13 protein-coding genes and 1 pseudogene are annotated in these 17,386 nt (G+C 37.3%); 5 read left to right on the top strand and 9 right to left on the bottom strand.

The genetic code is table 11. The features are described from left to right. The 4 genes and pseudogenes from B3I52_RS00720 to B3I52_RS00705 all read left to right on the top strand — a co-directional run. Positions 1-804, top strand: a pseudogene (locus B3I52_RS00720) (hypothetical protein); the annotation flags it as partial. Between the two features lie 6 nt (positions 805-810). Further along, positions 811-2,007 (top strand): gliding motility-associated C-terminal domain-containing protein, encoded by a 1,197-nt coding sequence (locus tag B3I52_RS00715; protein WP_293297388.1) that lies wholly within the window; start codon positions 811-813, stop codon positions 2,005-2,007. A 4-nt stretch (positions 2,008-2,011) separates the two neighbouring features. Beyond that, positions 2,012-2,989: a PorP/SprF family type IX secretion system membrane protein gene (locus B3I52_RS00710; protein WP_293297385.1), complete on the top strand. Its 978-nt coding sequence runs from the start codon at positions 2,012-2,014 to the stop codon at positions 2,987-2,989. Between the two features lie 12 nt (positions 2,990-3,001). Continuing rightward, entirely contained in the window at positions 3,002-4,984 is a 1,983-nt protein-coding gene (locus B3I52_RS00705) for an OmpA family protein (RefSeq protein ID WP_293297382.1), read from the top strand. Positions 4,985-5,161: 177 nt separating this feature from the next. Here the strand turns inward: B3I52_RS00705 and B3I52_RS00700 are convergent, their stop codons facing one another. Then, a complete protein-coding gene (locus tag B3I52_RS00700) occupies positions 5,162-6,220 on the bottom strand; it encodes an ROK family protein (RefSeq protein WP_293297379.1) in 1,059 nt (352 codons plus the stop codon). 329 nt (positions 6,221-6,549) lie between these two features. Here B3I52_RS00700 and B3I52_RS00695 point away from each other — a divergent pair, with 329 nt between their 5' ends. Beyond that, positions 6,550-7,947 (top strand): Gfo/Idh/MocA family protein, encoded by a 1,398-nt coding sequence (locus B3I52_RS00695; protein WP_293297376.1) that lies wholly within the window; start codon positions 6,550-6,552, stop codon positions 7,945-7,947. A gap of 85 nt (positions 7,948-8,032) precedes the next feature. Here B3I52_RS00695 and B3I52_RS00690 read toward each other — a convergent pair whose 3' ends face one another. The 8 genes from B3I52_RS00690 to B3I52_RS00655 all read right to left on the bottom strand — a co-directional run bounded on the left by B3I52_RS00690 (position 8,033) and on the right by B3I52_RS00655 (position 17,257). After that, positions 8,033-9,262 carry a carboxypeptidase-like regulatory domain-containing protein gene (locus B3I52_RS00690; RefSeq protein WP_293297374.1) on the bottom strand — a complete coding sequence of 410 codons (1,230 nt, stop codon included), beginning with the start codon at positions 9,260-9,262 and terminating at the stop codon, positions 8,033-8,035. Between the two features lie 73 nt (positions 9,263-9,335). Further along, positions 9,336-10,988, bottom strand: coding sequence for a DNA repair protein RecN (gene recN, locus B3I52_RS00685; protein WP_293297373.1), 1,653 nt, complete (start codon positions 10,986-10,988; stop codon positions 9,336-9,338). Positions 10,989-11,175: 187 nt separating this feature from the next. Further along, the gene (locus B3I52_RS00680) at positions 11,176-13,056 is read right to left on the bottom strand and encodes a M56 family metallopeptidase (RefSeq protein WP_293297371.1); all 1,881 of its coding nucleotides are present in this window, start codon (positions 13,054-13,056) and stop codon (positions 11,176-11,178) included. A 2-nt stretch (positions 13,057-13,058) separates the two neighbouring features. After that, complete coding sequence (locus B3I52_RS00675; protein WP_293297368.1) at positions 13,059-13,436, bottom strand: BlaI/MecI/CopY family transcriptional regulator; 378 nt, start codon at positions 13,434-13,436, stop codon at positions 13,059-13,061. A 231-nt stretch (positions 13,437-13,667) separates the two neighbouring features. Continuing rightward, positions 13,668-14,564: a DUF4835 family protein gene (locus B3I52_RS00670; RefSeq protein WP_293297366.1), complete on the bottom strand. Its 897-nt coding sequence runs from the start codon at positions 14,562-14,564 to the stop codon at positions 13,668-13,670. A gap of 116 nt (positions 14,565-14,680) precedes the next feature. Continuing rightward, complete coding sequence (gene coaBC / locus B3I52_RS00665; protein ID WP_293297364.1) at positions 14,681-15,883, bottom strand: bifunctional phosphopantothenoylcysteine decarboxylase/phosphopantothenate--cysteine ligase CoaBC; 1,203 nt, start codon at positions 15,881-15,883, stop codon at positions 14,681-14,683. Between the two features lie 110 nt (positions 15,884-15,993). Continuing rightward, positions 15,994-16,320 carry a DNA-directed RNA polymerase subunit omega gene (locus B3I52_RS00660; RefSeq protein ID WP_293297361.1) on the bottom strand — a complete coding sequence of 109 codons (327 nt, stop codon included), beginning with the start codon at positions 16,318-16,320 and terminating at the stop codon, positions 15,994-15,996. Position 16,321: 1 nt separating this feature from the next. Continuing rightward, entirely contained in the window at positions 16,322-17,257 is a 936-nt protein-coding gene (locus B3I52_RS00655) for an outer membrane protein assembly factor BamD (protein ID WP_293297359.1), read from the bottom strand. Between the last annotated feature and the right edge of the window lie 129 nt (positions 17,258-17,386).

The raw sequence follows: 17,386 nt of genomic DNA, 5'->3' as shown, positions 1-17,386 counted from the left end.
GGTTTAACCGGAGCCAAAGGAGATAAAGGCGACAAGGGTGATACGGGCGCAACAGGATCACAAGGGAGTGTTGGTCCTATTGGTTTAACCGGAGCCAAAGGAGATAAGGGAGATAAAGGCGAAAAGGGTGATAAAGGCGACCCGGGTGCAACTGGTGCAGTTGGACCTATCGGATTAACTGGTCCGGCGGGTGCTGTTGGAGCGGCTGGCCCCATTGGTGCAGTAGGTCCTAAGGGTGATAAAGGCGACAAAGGTGATATAGGTTTACAGGGTGCGCAAGGTGTGCAGGGTCCACAAGGCGTAAAAGGTGACCCGGGAGAGCAAGGCCCAGCTGGGCCGCAAGGTCCTTCTGGAAGTGTAAGTGCTTGGTTGAGAGGTGGTAATGGAGCTGGTAACCAGGGTGGTACAACAACTCCTGATGTAAATGCCGATTTTTTAGGCACTACTGATGCTAAAGAATTGATCATTGCTGCTAATAGGAAAGAAGGACTTAGGCTAGCTGTAGATGGAAAAGTAAGAGTGGGGGTAAATGGTTCTTATTTAGCCTCAATTATAAAAGCTAATGTAGTGGCCGATTTACCTTCTATAGCGGCTAAATCATCTCATAAACAAACTTTTAATGTAACGGGAATTGGTCTAATGGCTAGTGTTTCGGTTTCAACAAATATAGAACTGCCCAATGGCTTAATCATTGCGTATGCAAGAGCTACGGCAGCAAATACCATAGAAGTTAAATTTATTAATGTTGGAGATACGGCTATAGATTTGCCTTCTGCTACGTTTCATATTGGTGCCATAGAATAAATAGATATGAAAAAGCATTTCTGTTTTTTTGGGTTTTTTCTCTTGCAAAGTAGTGCTTTGTTTGCTCAAATAGTTAATGATGGCGTAAAGTTAACTATAGAGAAAGATGCATTGCTTTATGTGAATGGCACGTATTATCATAAAGAGGGGGAGATTTTAAATAATGGCCAAATGGTGTTGGAAGGAAATGGTCAATGGGACAATTACGGTAGCAACAAAGTGTTTGCCCCGGCTTCTGTGGGTACGGTAGAGTTTAATGCGGTTAATTTAGCATTTGCTGGATATACAACTAATTTTCCTCATTTGGTTTTAAAAGGAAGCGGTATTTATGATCTCAAGGCTAAAGTAGAGGTGAGGTTAACGTTAAATATAGAAGATGCTGAAATTAGGGTTGCTGCTCCAGAAGCGTTGACTTTGCTTAATGAAAGCCCCTTGTCGTTACGGAGAAATAAGGGCTTTATTAATACTAGTTTAGGTGTTGAAGGCTCTTTTTTGAGAAGCATGAAGGCAGACGAAGCGTACCTTTTTCCTATGGGTACAAAAACAATGATGCGTTTTGTAGTGCTTAAGCCCAAAGATAAAAGTGAGAATGCGGTTGCAGTTTCATTTATAGATAAAGATCCTAGTGCAGCGGGCTATAGCAGGCTGAGTAAGACAAATACGGTTACAGAGGTTAACGACCAGTATTACCATATTTTAAAGCGAATGAGCGGAACTAGCGGAATGGATGCGATGTTTCAAGTTTCGCCTACAGAGAAATTCTCTAGTGTAGTAACCTGGGTTAGAAATATACAATGGGATAGGGCATTGTCGGCAACTGTTCAAAATAACAACGCGTTTTTGCCAGAATTGAGCCAGGCATTTTTGCACAAAAATGCCGATTTACCTTTGGCTAACAATGTTGCTTTTGCTTTCGGTCAAATAACCAATGCTGGGCCTTTATCATTTTATAATGCCTTTTCTCCAGATGGAGATGGTAAAAATGATACTTGGGAAGTTAAAAACATCGATCTATTTCCGGATAATGACCTAAAGATTTTCGACCGTTCAGGTAATTTGGTTCACCGTGTAAATGGTTATAGTTCTGCTAAATTTTGGGATGGCCAAAATGCTACATCTGGCACCTACGTTTACATTTTAAGGGTAAAGATTGATGGTGCAGACCAATATTTTAAAGGGGTTATTACCATGGTTAAGAATTAAAAGGATGAAAAAAATTCTATTTCAGTTTTTGATTATTGTTTGTCCGTCTTTGGTGCTGGCTCAAAATGAAGTAACTTATAGCCAATACATGTTTAACAACTTATTGGTTAACCCAGCTTATGCGGGCTACAAGGAAGACATTAATATTAACCTGCTTAATCGCAATCAATGGGTGGGTATTAAAGGAGCGCCAATTACACAGTCGTTAATAGCCGATGGTGCTTTTTTTAACAATAAAAATGTAGGCTTAGGGCTTTCTGTGCTAAATGATAAAATCAATATTCAAGGGCAAACTTCTGTAATGGCAAATTACGCTTACCGTTTGCCTGTTGGTGCAGAAGCAAGGTTGAGTTTTGGTGTGGGCTTGGGCGCTATTCAGTTCTCTTTAAATAACGATAAGGCTATCATTGGCGACCCCACAGATGCTACTTTTAGTGGAGCTCAAAATCACTTATCTCCCGATGCCAAATTGGGGATATACTATAACAATGCTAAATTTTATGCAGGACTTTCGGCCAATAACCTCTTAACTACTGCCCTTAACAAAAATAACCAACGTGCTAAATATATAATTTTGCCACCTGTACACATTTTCTTAACAGCGGGAGCAATATTAAATGTTAATGAAGATGTAAAGGCGAAGCCTTCTATTATGTTGCGTGACGACCCTAATAACGTGGGTAATTTAGATTTAAATGCCTCTTTTTTGTTTAAAGATGTATTGTGGATTGGAGGTTCTTACCGACTGGGTGTTGATATGTGGAAAACTACTAACAACTTAAGTGGAACTTTTCAACAAAATTCGCTTGTTGGATTAGTTGAAGTTTTTGTTGCAAAACAGTTTAGGATAGGATATGCTTACGACTATAGTTTGTCGGATTTGAATTCCTATTCTTCCGGAAGCCACGAGTTATCTTTAGGGTTCATTATTGGAAATAAAAACTATAAAAGCAGCGCTTTAACTACTCCGCGATATTTCTAACGCAGAGTTCCTATGGCAATTAAAAAGTATTTCAGAGTTTTAGTCCTTTTTCTACTCGTTTCTTTAGCGCCTTCATTGCTTTTTTCTGATGATATTAAGAAAGCAGATAAGCTCTATGAACAGCTTGACTATAAGTATGCCTTGGAGATTTATGATAAAATCATGAAAGACAATCCAAGCGTAGAAATTGCCCAAAAAATAGCCAATTGTTATCGTTTTATTAACAATACTGAAGCAGCAGAAATTTGGTATAAAAAAGTGTTGAATTATCCAAATGCATCTTCAGAGAATTATAAGTATTTGGCTGAAGCATTGAAACAAAATGGAAAATTTGATGAAGCTGCTATTAACTTTAAAGTATGGGGCGAAAAAAATCCTGTATATTTAACAGAGGCCGAAAAATTAGCTAATATATGTAGCGTTGCCAAAACATGGAGCGAAAACCCTGATATAGGTGCCGTGGTAGAAAATGAAATTGGGTTTAACTCTGAGAACTCTGATTTTAGCCCATCTAAATTAGGAGATGAGATTGTGCTGATTTCTGATAGGTGGCAAAAAAACAAAAGTGGAGAAGAAATATACGGTTGGACCGGAAATCCCTACCTTAAAATATATTCGGCATCTACCAGTTCTAAAAAAGTTAGTCTATTAAAAGGAAATATTAATAAAGGTTTCCATAGTGGCCCATTGGCTGTTTATTCAAGTTTAGATACAGTTATTTTTACCAGGGCCGTGATGTCTGCCAGTAAAAAAGTAAAAATTGGAGATATAGGTAAACAGTATTTGCTGCTTGCGGTAAAAAAAGGTGATGAGTGGGTTGCCAAAGATAAACTCCCATTTAATATTGACGGGCTTTTTTCGGTACAGCACCCGGCATTATCTCCAGATGGCAAAATTTTGTATTTTGCTTCTGATAAGCCAGGAGGTTATGGCGGGATGGACTTGTATTTTAGTGAGAAGCTTCCTAACGGTGCTTGGGCACCACCTCAAAACTGCGGAAACCAAATAAATACAGAAAGCGATGAGGTTTTCCCTTCGGTTAGGGCAGACGGAAAATTTTACTTTGCTTCTAAAGGGCATATTGGCATGGGCGGGCTAGATATTTTTTCGGCCGTAGGAGAAAAGAACAAATTTACAGAAATAGAAAATCTAAGAGCCCCATTAAACTCATCAAAAGACGATTTTGGAATATTATTTAATGCGAATAACAAAACGGGCTACCTCTCTAGCAATAGAAATGGAGGAGTGGGTTTAGATGATATTTACAGGTTTACAACGGGTATTAAGGCCGAGCCTAAATCTCAGGATAAAGTATATGCTGTAAATGGCTTGGTGGTAGAAAAGGGAACGGCTATTCCTATTGCAGGCTTAGAAATTTTACTAATTAACAAAGATAAAGGCACTGAAAACAAAGTGTTTGCTGACGCAGAAGGCAAATTCACTTTTGCATTAGAAAAAGAAACAGAATATATCATCAAAGGAAATCCACAGCAATATTTTACCACGCAAACTGGAGAAATATCTACTAAAGGAGTTAACCTATCTACTATTTATGATATTAAGTTTGAACTAGAACGAGCTACAGATGTGTTTACGGTGAAGTTGAACAATATTTTTTACGACTTTAACCAGTGGAACATCAGGCCAGATGCAGTAGCAGATTTAAATAAGGTAAATAGTTTTATGGCCAGTATGCCTAATGTTAGGATGGATCTTATAGCACATACCGATGCCAGGGGAACTGCCAGGTATAATCAACTATTGTCGGAAAAACGAGCAGCTAGCGCTATGGAGTATTTAATAAGTAAGGGCGTAGCCGCCGATAGGTTAAGCGCTGTTGGTAGGGGAGAAACAGCGCTGCTAAACCAATGTGCCGACGGCGTAAAATGTACAGAGGCACAACACCAACTGAATAGACGTACAGAATTTAAGATAGTGAAAGTTACTCCTGTAATTGCGGCAATTAACAGTGCGGGCTCACGAAAAGACAATTAATAATAGCTAGTTCCGAATTAATTTTGGGAAACGAAACGCCAATTTACCGTCACCTCCGATACTCGGAGCAAGCGCTGAATTTATTTTGCTTCGCAGCTACTTCATGGTCTGTTTAGTTAAATTAAGACCCAAAACTCATGTTAAAATAAATAAAACGCTATTGTTTGAGTTACCTTGTTAGTTAGTTGTTTCTAGGTGTTGGTTTAAAACATTACTAGTTAGCCCTAGTAAAATAGGGTTGTTGGTTAATTCAGAAACTTTAATCACTACATCTTCTCTAATCTGCGCCATGCAATAGGTATTAATGGCTTGTTGCATGGGGATAGTGATGTATTCTTGCGCTTGTGCTATTCTGCCAGCCAAAATAATCAGTTCGGGGTTGAATAGTTGTATTGTCGATGCAACAGCTCTTCCTACGTTATAACCAATATCGCCCAGTATTTTAATGGCATATTGATCTCCCCGTTTTGCAGCATTTATAATTACTTGGGGCTCTATCTTATCAATTTCGCTGTCTGGAAGGTTGTTCAATAGCGAGTGCTGTCCAGACTGAATGCCTTCTTTTACTATTTTTGCCAAAGCCATTCCGGAAGCTACTGTTTCTAGGCAGCCACGTTTGCCGCAATAGCATAAAATACCTTCGTCTTTAAACGGCATGTGCCCTATTTCGCCAGAAAAGCCTAGTCTTCCACCCCTAATTTCTCCATCCATAATAATACCTAGGCCAATTCCCCAATCTAAGAATAGCAGTAGTGCATCATTTTTATCTTTTGCCAATCCAAAGTGTTTTTCGGCAGAAGTTAAACATTTAACATCATTTTGTATATAAACTGGTCGGTTAAAGGTGTTTTCTAATTCTTCTTTTAGTGTTTTTAGCTGTTCTGTGGCTACAATAAAAGTATGGTTGTGGCCTTGTTTCGCATCTACTAACCCTGGCATGCTTACGCCTATGCCAATGAGCTTGTTTTTGTCTATCTTGGAGTTTTCTATAAGCTCGGTGGCCAAGCTATGCAGTAGTTCTATTGGTCTGGCTTCTTTTTCGATATCTAGAGATAAAGTCTTGGTTGGCACAGCGTAATTAAAAGTATTGTCAAGGATAGCCATTTTAGTTTGGTACCTGTCCATCTCTATGCCCAGTACAAAAAAGTTTCCGGGTGTAGAGGTGTATAGATCTGGTTTTCTTCCCCCAATAGATTGGCCAGATCCTTTTTTAGCAATCAGGCCTTCGTTTATCATTTTATTAACTAATAAGGAGCAAGTAGGCGCACTAATCCCTAGATAACTACATAAATCGGAAATGCTTTTATCTTCATAAAGTAATCCTTTAATGATTTGGTTTTTTAGCCAATGCTGTTTTGATGTCACGTTATTTGTTGTTTTAAGTACATATATACAGAACTTTTGTCAGATATCTGTTACAGTTGTTTAATCTTTTATAAAAATTTTATCAAAGTTATTGTTATTGCATCTATTTTTTAATTTTTTTATTTGTTTTTTTCTATTTTTAATAAAAGTGACTATCTTCATATCGTTTTTAAACTTAATCAGAAATAAACTAATAGATTATGAATCGCAGAAGTCTTATTAAAACCTTAACGCTAAGTCTAGGTGGTGCTATTATTACCACCGAAACCCTAGGTAAAATAGCCAATGATACCTTTTTATATGGTTTGCCTCAAAACCCATTGCATAAGTCAAATGTTAAAGCTGTTACCGCTATTACTATAGGAGCCGGAAGTAGAGGTAATGTTTACGGTGGATATGCTGCCAAGTTTCCTGAAAGTTTAAAGATTGTGGGTGTTGCCGAACCTATTCCGTTTAGAAATGATAGGTATGCCAAGGTGCATAAAATACCTAAAGAAAATAGATTTAAAACTTGGGAAGAAGTGTTTAAACGCCCGAAATTTGCTGACGCTATTATTATTACCACACCAGATGATTTGCACTATGCTCCATGTATGAAAGCTTTGGAGATGGGCTATGATATTTTATTAGAGAAACCAATTGCGCCTACAGAAAAAGAGTGTAGAGATATTTTAGCATTAGCGACAAAAAAGAATAGAATAGTTGCAGTTTGCCACGTATTAAGATACGCACCTTACTTTGTTAAAATGAAAGAACTTATTGCGAAGGGAGCTATTGGCAGGGTAATAAGTGTGCAGCACTTAGAGCCAATTGAGCATACTCACATGGCGCATTCGTATGTTCGTGGTAACTGGCACGATTCAAAAAAGACTACGCCAATACTATTGGCTAAATCTTGCCATGATTTAGATATTATCAAATGGGTAATTGATAAGCCTAGCAAGGAAATTGTAGCCATGGGCGATCTTACTTGGTTTAAGAAAGAAAATGCTCCTCAGGGCAGTACGATGAGGTGTACCGATGGTTGTAAAGTAGAGCGAGAGTGTCCATACTCGGCCATTAAGCAATATCATGATAAGTTACAAAGAACAAGGGTTTTAGATGTTCCTACAGAGTTAAAGGAAAAAGCTGATAAACAAAAGTACGTTTTAGAAAAATTGAAAACTTCTGATTACGGCCGTTGCGTTTATCAAATGGACAATGACCAACCAGATCATTACATTACCAATATACAGTTTGGCGATGGCGTAACTGCTAGCTTCTCTATGGAGGCATTCACAGGTTTCCATGGTAGAAGAACACGTATTTTTGGTTCTACAGGAGATATGGTAGGAGATATGAAAGAATTAGTGGTAACAGATTTTAAAACTGGTAAATCGGTTACATTTAAACCCGAAGCGCAAGATGTTGAAGGCTATGCCAACTCTGGACACGGTGGTGGCGACTGGTTCCTTGCCCGCGATTTTGCCCAAGCAGTGGCACAGCAAGATGCTAAGGTGTTAACTTCTACCGTCGCAGAATCAATAGAAAGTCATGTGATGGGCTTTATGGCCGAAAAGAGCCGTAAAACCAAAAAAGTAGAGAAAATTATCGTGTAAGCTAGTTATTTTATTTTAAAAAAAAGGGATGCCAAATATATGGGATCCCTTTTTTTGTTGCAAACGGATCTAACTCAAACTTTTTTTAATTTGTTTTTATGGGCTCAAACTCAATGGGCACCATATCGGCCATTTTTTCGTAAGCCCAAAAGCCTTTACATAAAAAACTACGGGTATTGGCAATACTGCCATTTTTATAGAAATACAGGGGTGGTTCTAATAAACTAATTAACGAAACTTGGTAATTCCCCATATCTGGTGAACGATTTATTGAAAAACCACTGTTCGAGTACGCTTCGGTTTCTTTTTCTTTGGTGTACATTACAAAAAGTTCATCGCTGAAGTTGATAGCTTTGATGTTTTGGTTGTAAGTTTTAGTTAAAGTATCTGTAAGTACCTTTGCTCGGTTTAATACCATCATTGTTTTGGGCTTGCTACGTTCTTTTAGCCAAAAATTAAGCGAATCATCTTTGTTAAAGCTAAGCATATGAATGGCGTTTCTTCCGGCGGTGAGCCTTTTGATGTTGGCGCTGATCATGCTGTCTGGCAGCCTGTTTTTGTTGCTTATGATTGACAATTTATGGATGGCAAAATCTTCTTTTTCTGTAGTTCCTCTGTATAGCGATTTGAAAAAATGCTGATTAGAGCCATAATAGGCTATGTTTCGTTTTTTATTCCATTTGTTGGTTTTAGAAATTGAACCCTTCATTTCCTCAAAGAAAGGGAAGCCCGCAAAATACACAATGCGTGTTTTGTAATCGTATTCGAAATTTTGTAATAAATACTTAATTCTATAGCCTAATGCTTTGTTCTCTATAATAAGGAATTCTTTACTGCTTACGGTTAAAGTTCTGGATGGTTTATCGTAATGGGTAGTTAAAACTTCGGTATTTAAAATTTTGCATTGTTGGGCATTGGGTGTCCTGCCAATAAAATACTCCTTAAACATATTGATGTACATCACTCTATTAGGGTCTGGCTTAATTACCACCTCGTTTAAAGTAACGGTGTTTGCTTTTAACAAGGCTGCTATAGCAATATTTTTATCGCTAATAATGATGCTGCTAGCGTAGGGCAGGTAACCTACTACTTGAATCAATAGATCGTAATTTCCTGGCGGAAGTTTAGTGATGCTAAATTTTCCCTCGTTATTAGCAACGGTAGAAATTTTTGTGCCGCTTAGGTAAATGGCAGCGCCCGGAATGGTTTCTTTATCGTCGCGTACGGTACCGCTAATGGTAAAATTACTTTGGGCGAAAGTGGTAAGCTTAAGTAACAGTAACCAGAAAATTAGGGCAGCGGGTTTTAAACTCATGCCCTAAGGTAACTATTCTTTTAGTTTTTAGGGTTTTTTACGAAGTTTTCGTAAGTATAGCTTTGTTTTGGTATTACCCCAACAACTCTTTTGCATTTTGCAAGGCAGAAGCGCCAGGGTTTTTTCCGCTTAACATTTCGGCAATGGCGCCCACACGCTCATCTTGGTTTAACTTTTTAATGCCTGTGGTGGTTTTATCGGCTTTTTCGTGTTTGTAAACAAAATAGTGGGCATTGCCTTTGGCAGCAATTTGAGGTAGGTGTGTAATGGCTACAATTTGCATATTTGTTGCTAAAGCGTCAATTACTTCGCCCACACGTAAAGCAGTTTCGCCCGAAATACCCGTGTCAATCTCATCGAAAATTAAAGTAGGCAACGAAGTATGTTTCGCTAACAAAGCCTTTACCGCGAGCATTAGCCTCGAAAGCTCACCGCCCGAGGCCACTTTGCCCACTGGCGCTGCTTGTTGACCGGCATTAGCAGTAAACAACAATTGCACTTCGTTAAGGCCGTTAATATTTAGTTGAGTTTGTTTAGTTAAGTTAAAATTAATAGCGGCGTTAGGCATGCTCATTTGTTTTAAGGCGCTGCCCACTTCTTTTTCTGCGGTAACTATCGCTTTCTTTCTATTATCGTTTAGCTGTTCGGCTTGTTTAAATAAACTTTCGGTTAGCGTGCCAATCTCTTTTTGTAGTTTTTCTAATTGTTCGTCGCTGTTTAAAATGGCGTTTAAGTTCTCTGAAAGTTGTTCCTGTATAGCTAGTAAATCGTCATTGTTGTTTACACGATGCTTTTGCTGCAAACTATAAAATAGATCCAATCTTTCTTGAATAGTTTCTAGGCGTTGCGAATTGTGCGCTGTATTTTCTTCGAGGGCAGTAATTTCACTTGCAATGTCTTTCAGCTCAATTAACGACGATTTTAAACGTTCATTGAGTTCGGCAATAGCAGGATCAAATTTTTCTACTCCATTTAGCAGATTGCTGGCTTCTTTAACCAGATTAATTGCTGCGGTTTCATTGTCGCTAATTAAGCCATTAGAGGCCAACAAAGCACGCTTAATACTCTCGGCGTGGGTTAGTTTTTCTAATTCTTGTTCTAAATTTTCTTGTTCGCCTACTTTTAAGGCGGCTTGTTCTAATTCGTTAAATAAAAACTCTTCGTAATCTTGCTTGTTTTTGGCTTCGCTTGTTTTATGTTGTAAGTCTTTTAACTGTTGCTCAGCTTGTTTTAGCATTTTGTAGCCTTGTTTGTAGCTTTTTAGCAAGGGCTCATGATTTGCCAAGGCATCTAAAATGAGCAATTGAAAATCGGTATTGCTAATTTCTTGCGTAGCGTGTTGCGAGTGAATGGCGATGAGTTGTTCGCCAATAAGTTTTAAGGTGCCTAGATTTACTGGCGTATCGTTAATAAATGCTCTCGATTTACCATCATTCGCAATTTCTCTGCGTAAAAAACTCTCTTCCTGAAAATCTAAATCATTGCTTTCGAATAGAGGTTTTAACAATTCATCCGCCAGTAAAAAACTACCTTCTATTACACACTTTTTATCTTGGTTAAAAAAGTACTTGCTTTCTGCCCGCTGACCTAAAATTAACGATAATGCACCTAAAATAATAGATTTACCAGCACCAGTTTCACCTGTAATGATGTTTAGTCCACTGTCGAAATTAATTTCAAGCGTATCAATTAAAGCGTAATTACGTATCGAAAGTTTTTGTAGCATATTTAGCGCTAAATTAATAAAACGGAGGGCTTAAAAAAACAAAGCGATGAGATAAAATATATACTTGGTGTTTAGTTACTTCTGAATCTATTTTAAAATAGGTGCAACTGTTAAAGACGTTAACGAGTAGGTAAGCACAAAAGGGCAGGAGTAATACTCATGCCCTTTTGGTTTCATTTGGAGTGTTTTAATTTGTTAAAGTGGTATTTATCAATTTTATTACGGTTGGTTCGTTGCAGGCTTTTAAGTTTGTTTTTAGGGAAGTAACCACAACCTTTGCAATAGGTTCAATAGAATCTAGCGTTAGGTTGGCAAGGTGCAAAGGCATCGCATTGTTATAGATTAAGAAGGCTTTTTCCGTAGTAATACCTTTTTTCTTTTTCAATTCTTCCAGGTCTTTCTCGTATTTTTCGCGAAGTTGCTGATATTCTGGAGAGTTTTGTAGCTCTTCTATGTCTTTCATTTTTTTCTTCCACTCTGGCGAGTTGAATTTCTCGCTCATTTCTTTACCTCTATTTTGAATATCCTTCATTTTTTCTTTCCACTCTTTAGAATTGAACATTTTTTCTAACTTTTTGCTATCAAATTCAATTTTGGCCATTTTGTCTTTCCATTCTGGCGAATTAAATTTTTTCTCCATATCTTTTGCATTAAGTTCAATCTTCGCTATTTTATCTTTCCATTCTGCCGAGTTAAACATCTTTTCCATACCCTTAGCATGAAATTCCATCTTCATCACTTTGTCTTTCCATTCTTTAGAATCGAATAATTTAGACATTTCTAAGCCATCTAAAGTAATCTTATTTAGTTTTTCGTGCCATTCTGGCGAATTTATCTTTTTTTCAATATCAGCCAATTTCGTTTTTAAGCTATCTGGCATTTCATCTATAGTGTTATAGACTGTTTTTTTGCCATCTTTACTTTTGATAATAATTTCTCGTTTAACTTTCTTTTTTACGCTATCTGTATCTGCCTTTATGCAAACCAATTTATTGTTGCTAGCCTTGCTATTTAAAATGGTAGCTACGGTGGTAACAGACTTTTGTTGTTTTTCTATCTTTGTTTCCTTTTTTGTAGGGTTTATCCAGGCTAGGGATATTACAGTAGCTAATGTTAAACAAAGCGCCAATATTTTTTGCTTAGCGTTCATGTAATTCGTTTTCATGTTGGTAATTCTTTTAATACGTTGATACAAGTGTTGATTTTTGCCCGTAGCAGCCAAGCTAAGGGTTGGTTGTGCTTTGTCTTTAATGAGTTCTAATTTTAACAATGCATGTGCATAGGTAACGGGTTCCTTGGTAAACTTTACTACTAAGTCATCGCAGGCGTGTTCTCTTTCGATATGTATAAACCTACTGGTTAACCACACAAATGGGTTAAAGAAAAGCAAAGTTTCAATCCCTGTTTTAATGAGGTTTAACACATAATCATTTCTACGGATATGGGATAACTCGTGTATTAAAATGGCTTCAACTTGTTTAATATCTAATTGCGAAACCAATGCTACAGGGAAAAGTACCACAGGTTTTATAAAACCAATTACCAACGGAACATTTACTTTCTCGGATAAAAGGAACTGTACTTTTTTTGTAATTCTTAACTCTTTCAAAGTGTTTTCGGCAACTACCATCCATGCTGCCGGAATGGCCGAAATGTTCGTTTGTTTTAACTGTTTTAACTTAATGTAGCTAGAAGTTAAAACAACTAATTGAAAACTAATTCCCATGATGTACAGCGCAACAATAAATGGGAAATAACTTTCTGTTTTAAAGCTCCAACTATTAGCAAAGTGGTAGAACTGCTGTAAAGATGCACCGTCTATCTCCAATCCGGCGGTTGCGGGGTTGGCTATACTTGGCAAATTAAACAAGGATGCAAAAGTTAAGCAAAAAGTGATAAAAATAGAAAACAACGCCCCTATTGATAGGTTATGCTTCAGTCTAGAACTCATACGAGATCTTACTGATAATGCAATAAACAATACCGCAAAAATGATAGCGCCTTGCCATAACGAGTGCAAAATGCTCCATCCAATTGCTTTAACAAGGTTGTTGATAATGGCTTCCATGATTATTTGTTTTCAAGTTTGTTTAGATAGTCTTTAATTAAATCTATCTCCTCTTGGCTGGCACTTTTGTTGCCTAAAGCTTGCATCACTAATCTCGCCGCCGATCCATTAAACACATTGTCGATCATTTTCTTTACCAAGTGCCGCTGCGTAGTTTCTTGGTTAATTAAAGCTTTGTAAATATGTGTTTTAGCACTTGTGTCTCTAGCTACTAAGCCTTTTTCATGCATAATTTGCATTAATTTTAGCGTGGTGGTATAGCCCGATTCTTTTTTGTCTAAAGCTTCGTGAACTTCTCTTACCGTACAATTGCTTTTAGCCCAAAGCACTTGTAGTATTTCCATTTCTCCCTCGGTAGGTTTGATGTTGTTATTGCTCATTTGTTGCAATTACGAATTTTTTCGTATTCAAATGTACGAACATATTCGTATAATGCAAATGATTTAACAAAAATTTAACAGATGATTGGCGATAGGTGAAATCTACCTAGATTTTAAGTGAGTGAATTCGCCTTAATAGGAGGTGGCCTGAAGAAAAATTGTCAACGATTTAAAAGAAAAAAGTGCTTTGCTAAAGTTTAACTATGTCTTAAACTTCAGCTAGCATAGCTGTTATCTCTTTTTCAATCCATCGTATTTAGTGGTATTGGGTGGGTCAATTTCAACCAATAAATTATAGGCTTTCATTTTATCTTGTGGTTCGGCTAAAGAAAGTACATTGGTAATTTCGTCTGCCTTTGTAGAAAAATAAATATTCGGGAAAATAGAACCCATTTTTTGTTTGTCGAACTGTTTTAAGCTAGAGAGGGAAGAAAGGATGCTCTTTGTTCCGCTTTCGGTATTTCTCTGCAGCTTATCTAATCCGTTAAGGTGATACTCGTAGATAAAAGTTCTTAATGGTTTAAAAGAGTTGTTTATTAGGTTTTCGTTTAGCCAATACCTATTTCTTAGGCCATCTACAGGTCGCCAACCTTTTCCGCCTGCATTTTGGGCCAGGTTAATTAAATTCAGCGCTTTTTGATAATAAGGTGTGCCGCCCAATTTGCTAAAGCTATCCTTATCTAAACCAATAATGGTGTAAGCATAAAAGCCAAGTAAAGAACTTAGGTTGTTAATGAAACTTTGATCAGAGAAGTCTAACGACTGCCCTTCGTTAAAAGAGAAACTAAAATCTTTATCGGCCATGTTCAACAAAGTGGCTGTGTACGAACTGCCATAAACAGGTCTGCTCGATTGGATTTGTGCTTCGGCAGTATAAGCGGCATTTCCGTCCCAAGCGGTAATGTTGATGACTAAATTACAATCAATTTTTTCTTGTGGTAAATACGTTTCGGTGGTCCACTTGTTGTTATTCATGAAATCCCTAATGGTATTCTGTAAAACATCAAGGTTTCTTTTATTGGCATTATTAACCGTGGGCGCTAAAATCTGTACACGCGTATTTAGCTCTTGGGCATTTACCGCAAAACAGGCAAGGGTTAATAACAGTAATCCGATTGTTTTTTTCATTATTCGTTTTTTTACCACAAAGGCACAAAGTGAATTTCTTTAGTTTTGTAATGGTTGAAAGTTATGGATAATAGTTTATAGTAAATGGTTGATAGCTGTTTTTTGTCTCTATACCATTAACTGTTAACCATCAACTTTAGTATTTCCGCACAAATGTCTTTTGCTACTTCATCTTTCAACTTGGTTTCAAAAGTGGTCTTAGTTAAGTTTTTGTTAAAAATAGTGATTTTGTTAGTGTCTGTTTTAAAGCCAGCACCTTCATCGTTCAAAGAATTTAGCACAATCAAATCCAGGTTTTTTTTCTTTAGCTTTTCCTTTGCGTAGTTCTCTTCATCAACAGTTTCTAATGCAAAACCAATAAGTAATTGGTGATTGGTTTTTTGTTTGCCTAGGGTAGCTAAAATATCGGTTGTTTTTTTTAGTTCTATGTGAAGGTTATTTTCCTTTTTCTTAATTTTTTGCTCAGCTACATCTACAGGGGTGTAATCGGCTACTGCTGCGCTCATCACCGTAATGTCGTTTTCGCTAAATTGGGCCGTGCAGGCATCTAACATTTGTTGTGCACTTACTACGTTAATTATTTTAACGGAAGAAAGAGCTTTTTGAGAGGTAGGGCCGGTTATTAAAGTTACTTCGGCGCCCAGCTTATGTAGTTCGTTAGCAATGGCAAAGCCCATTTTGCCCGACGAATGGTTACCAATAAAGCGTACAGGGTCTATGGCTTCGTAAGTAGGGCCAGCAGTAACCATCGCTTTTTTTCCTAGTAGGGGAAGTCCTTTTTTAATTTCGGTCTCTAAAAATGCTAAAATCTCCTCAGGTTCGGCCATTCTGCCTTCGCCATGTAAACCACTTGCCAATTCTCCGTTGCCTGGAGCAATTAACACATTGCCAAAGCTTTGTAATTTGGAGATATTTTCTTGCGTGCTTTCATGTTTCCACATGTCTAAATCCATTGCAGGGGCAAAAAGCACTTTGCATTTGGCCGAAAGGTAAGCAGCGGTAAGTAGATTGTCGCAAAGGCCATTGGCCATTTTGCCCAAGGTATTTGCGCTAGCAGGAGCAATGAGCATGTAATCGGCCCATAAGCCAAGTTCTACATGGTTGCTCCAAACACCGGTTTCGGCTTCAAAATATTGGGTGTAAACAGGATTTTTAGAAAGTGTTGCCAATGTTAAAGGAGTAATGAAATTACTGGCATCGGCGGTAAGAATAACTTTTACGTTTGCGCCGGCCTTTACCAAAAGCCTAACCAATAGTGCAGCTTTGTAGGCGGCAATACTGCCACAAACACCAAGTAAAATATTTTTATTGTTCAGCATCTAGCACAAATATAGGCAGTAAAAAGCAGTATAAAAATATTTAGCCACAGACACACAAATTAATATCTGTGTATTTGTGGCTATTAAAATAGTAGTAGCGTTAAGCTAAATTACTTTTGCTCTTTACTAGGGTTTCTGTGGTAGATCTTTTCGTTCAAGAACTCGTCAATTGCAATTAAGCTAGGTTTAGGCAGACGCTCATAATGCTTGCTAATTTCAATTTGCTCTCTGTTTTCAAAGATTTCTTCTAAATTATCGTTAGATGAGGCAAACTCTGCTAATTTACCGTGTAGCTCCTCTTTCATGTTGTTCGAAATCTGGTTAGCTCTCTTTGCAATAATCACTAAAGACTCATAAATATTATCAGTAGATCTATCCAAATCATGAACATTTCTAGTAACCGTAGTATTTGGAATAGCTGGTTTTGGAGTACTCATTTTATTTTTGTGTTTTATTATCTAAATTCTTGTTAATGGTATCTTTTTTCTTTTTGTCGCCTTCTTCTAAGGCTTTGTATTTCGCTATCATTGCAGCTTCTTCTGCTAATATTTTTTTAGCATTTACAATTCCGGCCTCGCTATCTTCTTTCAGTTGTTTTGCTTCTTTAGCAAATTTACTGTTAGGGTAAGCTTCTATAAATTCGTTGTAGTATTCGATAGCTTCATTAAAACGGTCTTCCTGTCTGGCAGGATAACTGTTTTTGGCATACATGTACTGAGATTTTATAGTCAACAGGTTCATTTCTTCGGCATATTTAATGTCTGGGAACTCTACCTGTGCATTTTTTAGCGCCACTACAGCCGATTTATAATTGGTGATGTCGTAGCCTCCTAGGTCGTAGTACAATTTCGCATTGTCGTAAGCCTTAGTTTCTAATTTATCCCTTAGGTTAGCAATGTATTGTGCTGCTTGGCTAGCCCTATCGCTTTTTGGATAAAGGTTGATGAATAGCTGTAAAGCGTCTATTGCTTTATAGGTGTTCTCTTGATCTAGCGATGATTTTGGGGAATCTAAGTAGTAGCAATATGCTCCCATATACCTGCATTCTTCCGCATTTTTGCTCGCAGGGTAAGTATCGGCAAATTCTTTGAACTTATAACGAGCCGTGGTGTAATCTTTTAAACGGTATAAAGTATAGGCGTAGTAATAGTTTAGGTCTTCTGCCTCGGCAGTTCCCCTGTATTTTTGTACTAAACCTTCGAATAAAATCAAGGCTTTGTTGTAGTCCTTTTTATTATATAGCCTAATTCCTTCTTGGTACTTTTTAGCAACGTCATTGCTTAAACGTAGTTTTTCGAAACGACTTTTACATGCCCCTAAGCTTAGAAGTGCAATTGCAAAACAAGAAATAATAAGGTGTTTAATTTTAAACATTTTACAAAGATAAGGTAATAATCCGATAACGTCAATTAAATAATAATAGCTAAACTACTTAAACGTCATTGTGCTTTAAAATACTTAACAAATTTTAACAAAAGAATAATAGAGGTCATAACTTAACTA

This window comes from Pedobacter sp. UBA4863 (assembly GCF_002399615.1).
Taxonomy (GTDB): Bacteria; Bacteroidota; Bacteroidia; order Sphingobacteriales; family Sphingobacteriaceae; genus Pedobacter.
The sequence above is the reverse complement of the archived record's forward strand: the minus strand, read 5'-3'. Positions and strand labels throughout refer to the sequence as shown.

Bases quoted from the DNA above. Each gene is read 5' to 3' on its own strand.
- B3I52_RS00715 (WP_293297388.1), top strand. From the start codon at position 811: ATGAAAAAGCATTTCTGTTTTTTTGGGTTTTTTCTCTTGCAAAGTAGT.
- B3I52_RS00710 (WP_293297385.1), top strand. From the start codon at position 2,012: ATGAAAAAAATTCTATTTCAGTTTTTGATTATTGTTTGTCCGTCTTTG.
- B3I52_RS00705 (WP_293297382.1), top strand. From the start codon at position 3,002: ATGGCAATTAAAAAGTATTTCAGAGTTTTAGTCCTTTTTCTACTCGTT.
- B3I52_RS00700 (WP_293297379.1), bottom strand. From the start codon at position 6,220: ATGATAAACGAAGGCCTGATTGCTAAAAAAGGATCTGGCCAATCTATT.
- B3I52_RS00695 (WP_293297376.1), top strand. From the start codon at position 6,550: ATGAATCGCAGAAGTCTTATTAAAACCTTAACGCTAAGTCTAGGTGGT.
- B3I52_RS00690 (WP_293297374.1), bottom strand. From the start codon at position 9,262: ATGAGTTTAAAACCCGCTGCCCTAATTTTCTGGTTACTGTTACTTAAG.
- recN (WP_293297373.1), bottom strand. From the start codon at position 10,988: ATGCTACAAAAACTTTCGATACGTAATTACGCTTTAATTGATACGCTT.
- B3I52_RS00680 (WP_293297371.1), bottom strand. From the start codon at position 13,056: ATGGAAGCCATTATCAACAACCTTGTTAAAGCAATTGGATGGAGCATT.
- B3I52_RS00675 (WP_293297368.1), bottom strand. From the start codon at position 13,436: ATGAGCAATAACAACATCAAACCTACCGAGGGAGAAATGGAAATACTA.
- B3I52_RS00670 (WP_293297366.1), bottom strand. From the start codon at position 14,564: ATGAAAAAAACAATCGGATTACTGTTATTAACCCTTGCCTGTTTTGCG.
- coaBC (WP_293297364.1), bottom strand. From the start codon at position 15,883: ATGCTGAACAATAAAAATATTTTACTTGGTGTTTGTGGCAGTATTGCC.
- B3I52_RS00660 (WP_293297361.1), bottom strand. From the start codon at position 16,320: ATGAGTACTCCAAAACCAGCTATTCCAAATACTACGGTTACTAGAAAT.
- B3I52_RS00655 (WP_293297359.1), bottom strand. From the start codon at position 17,257: ATGTTTAAAATTAAACACCTTATTATTTCTTGTTTTGCAATTGCACTT.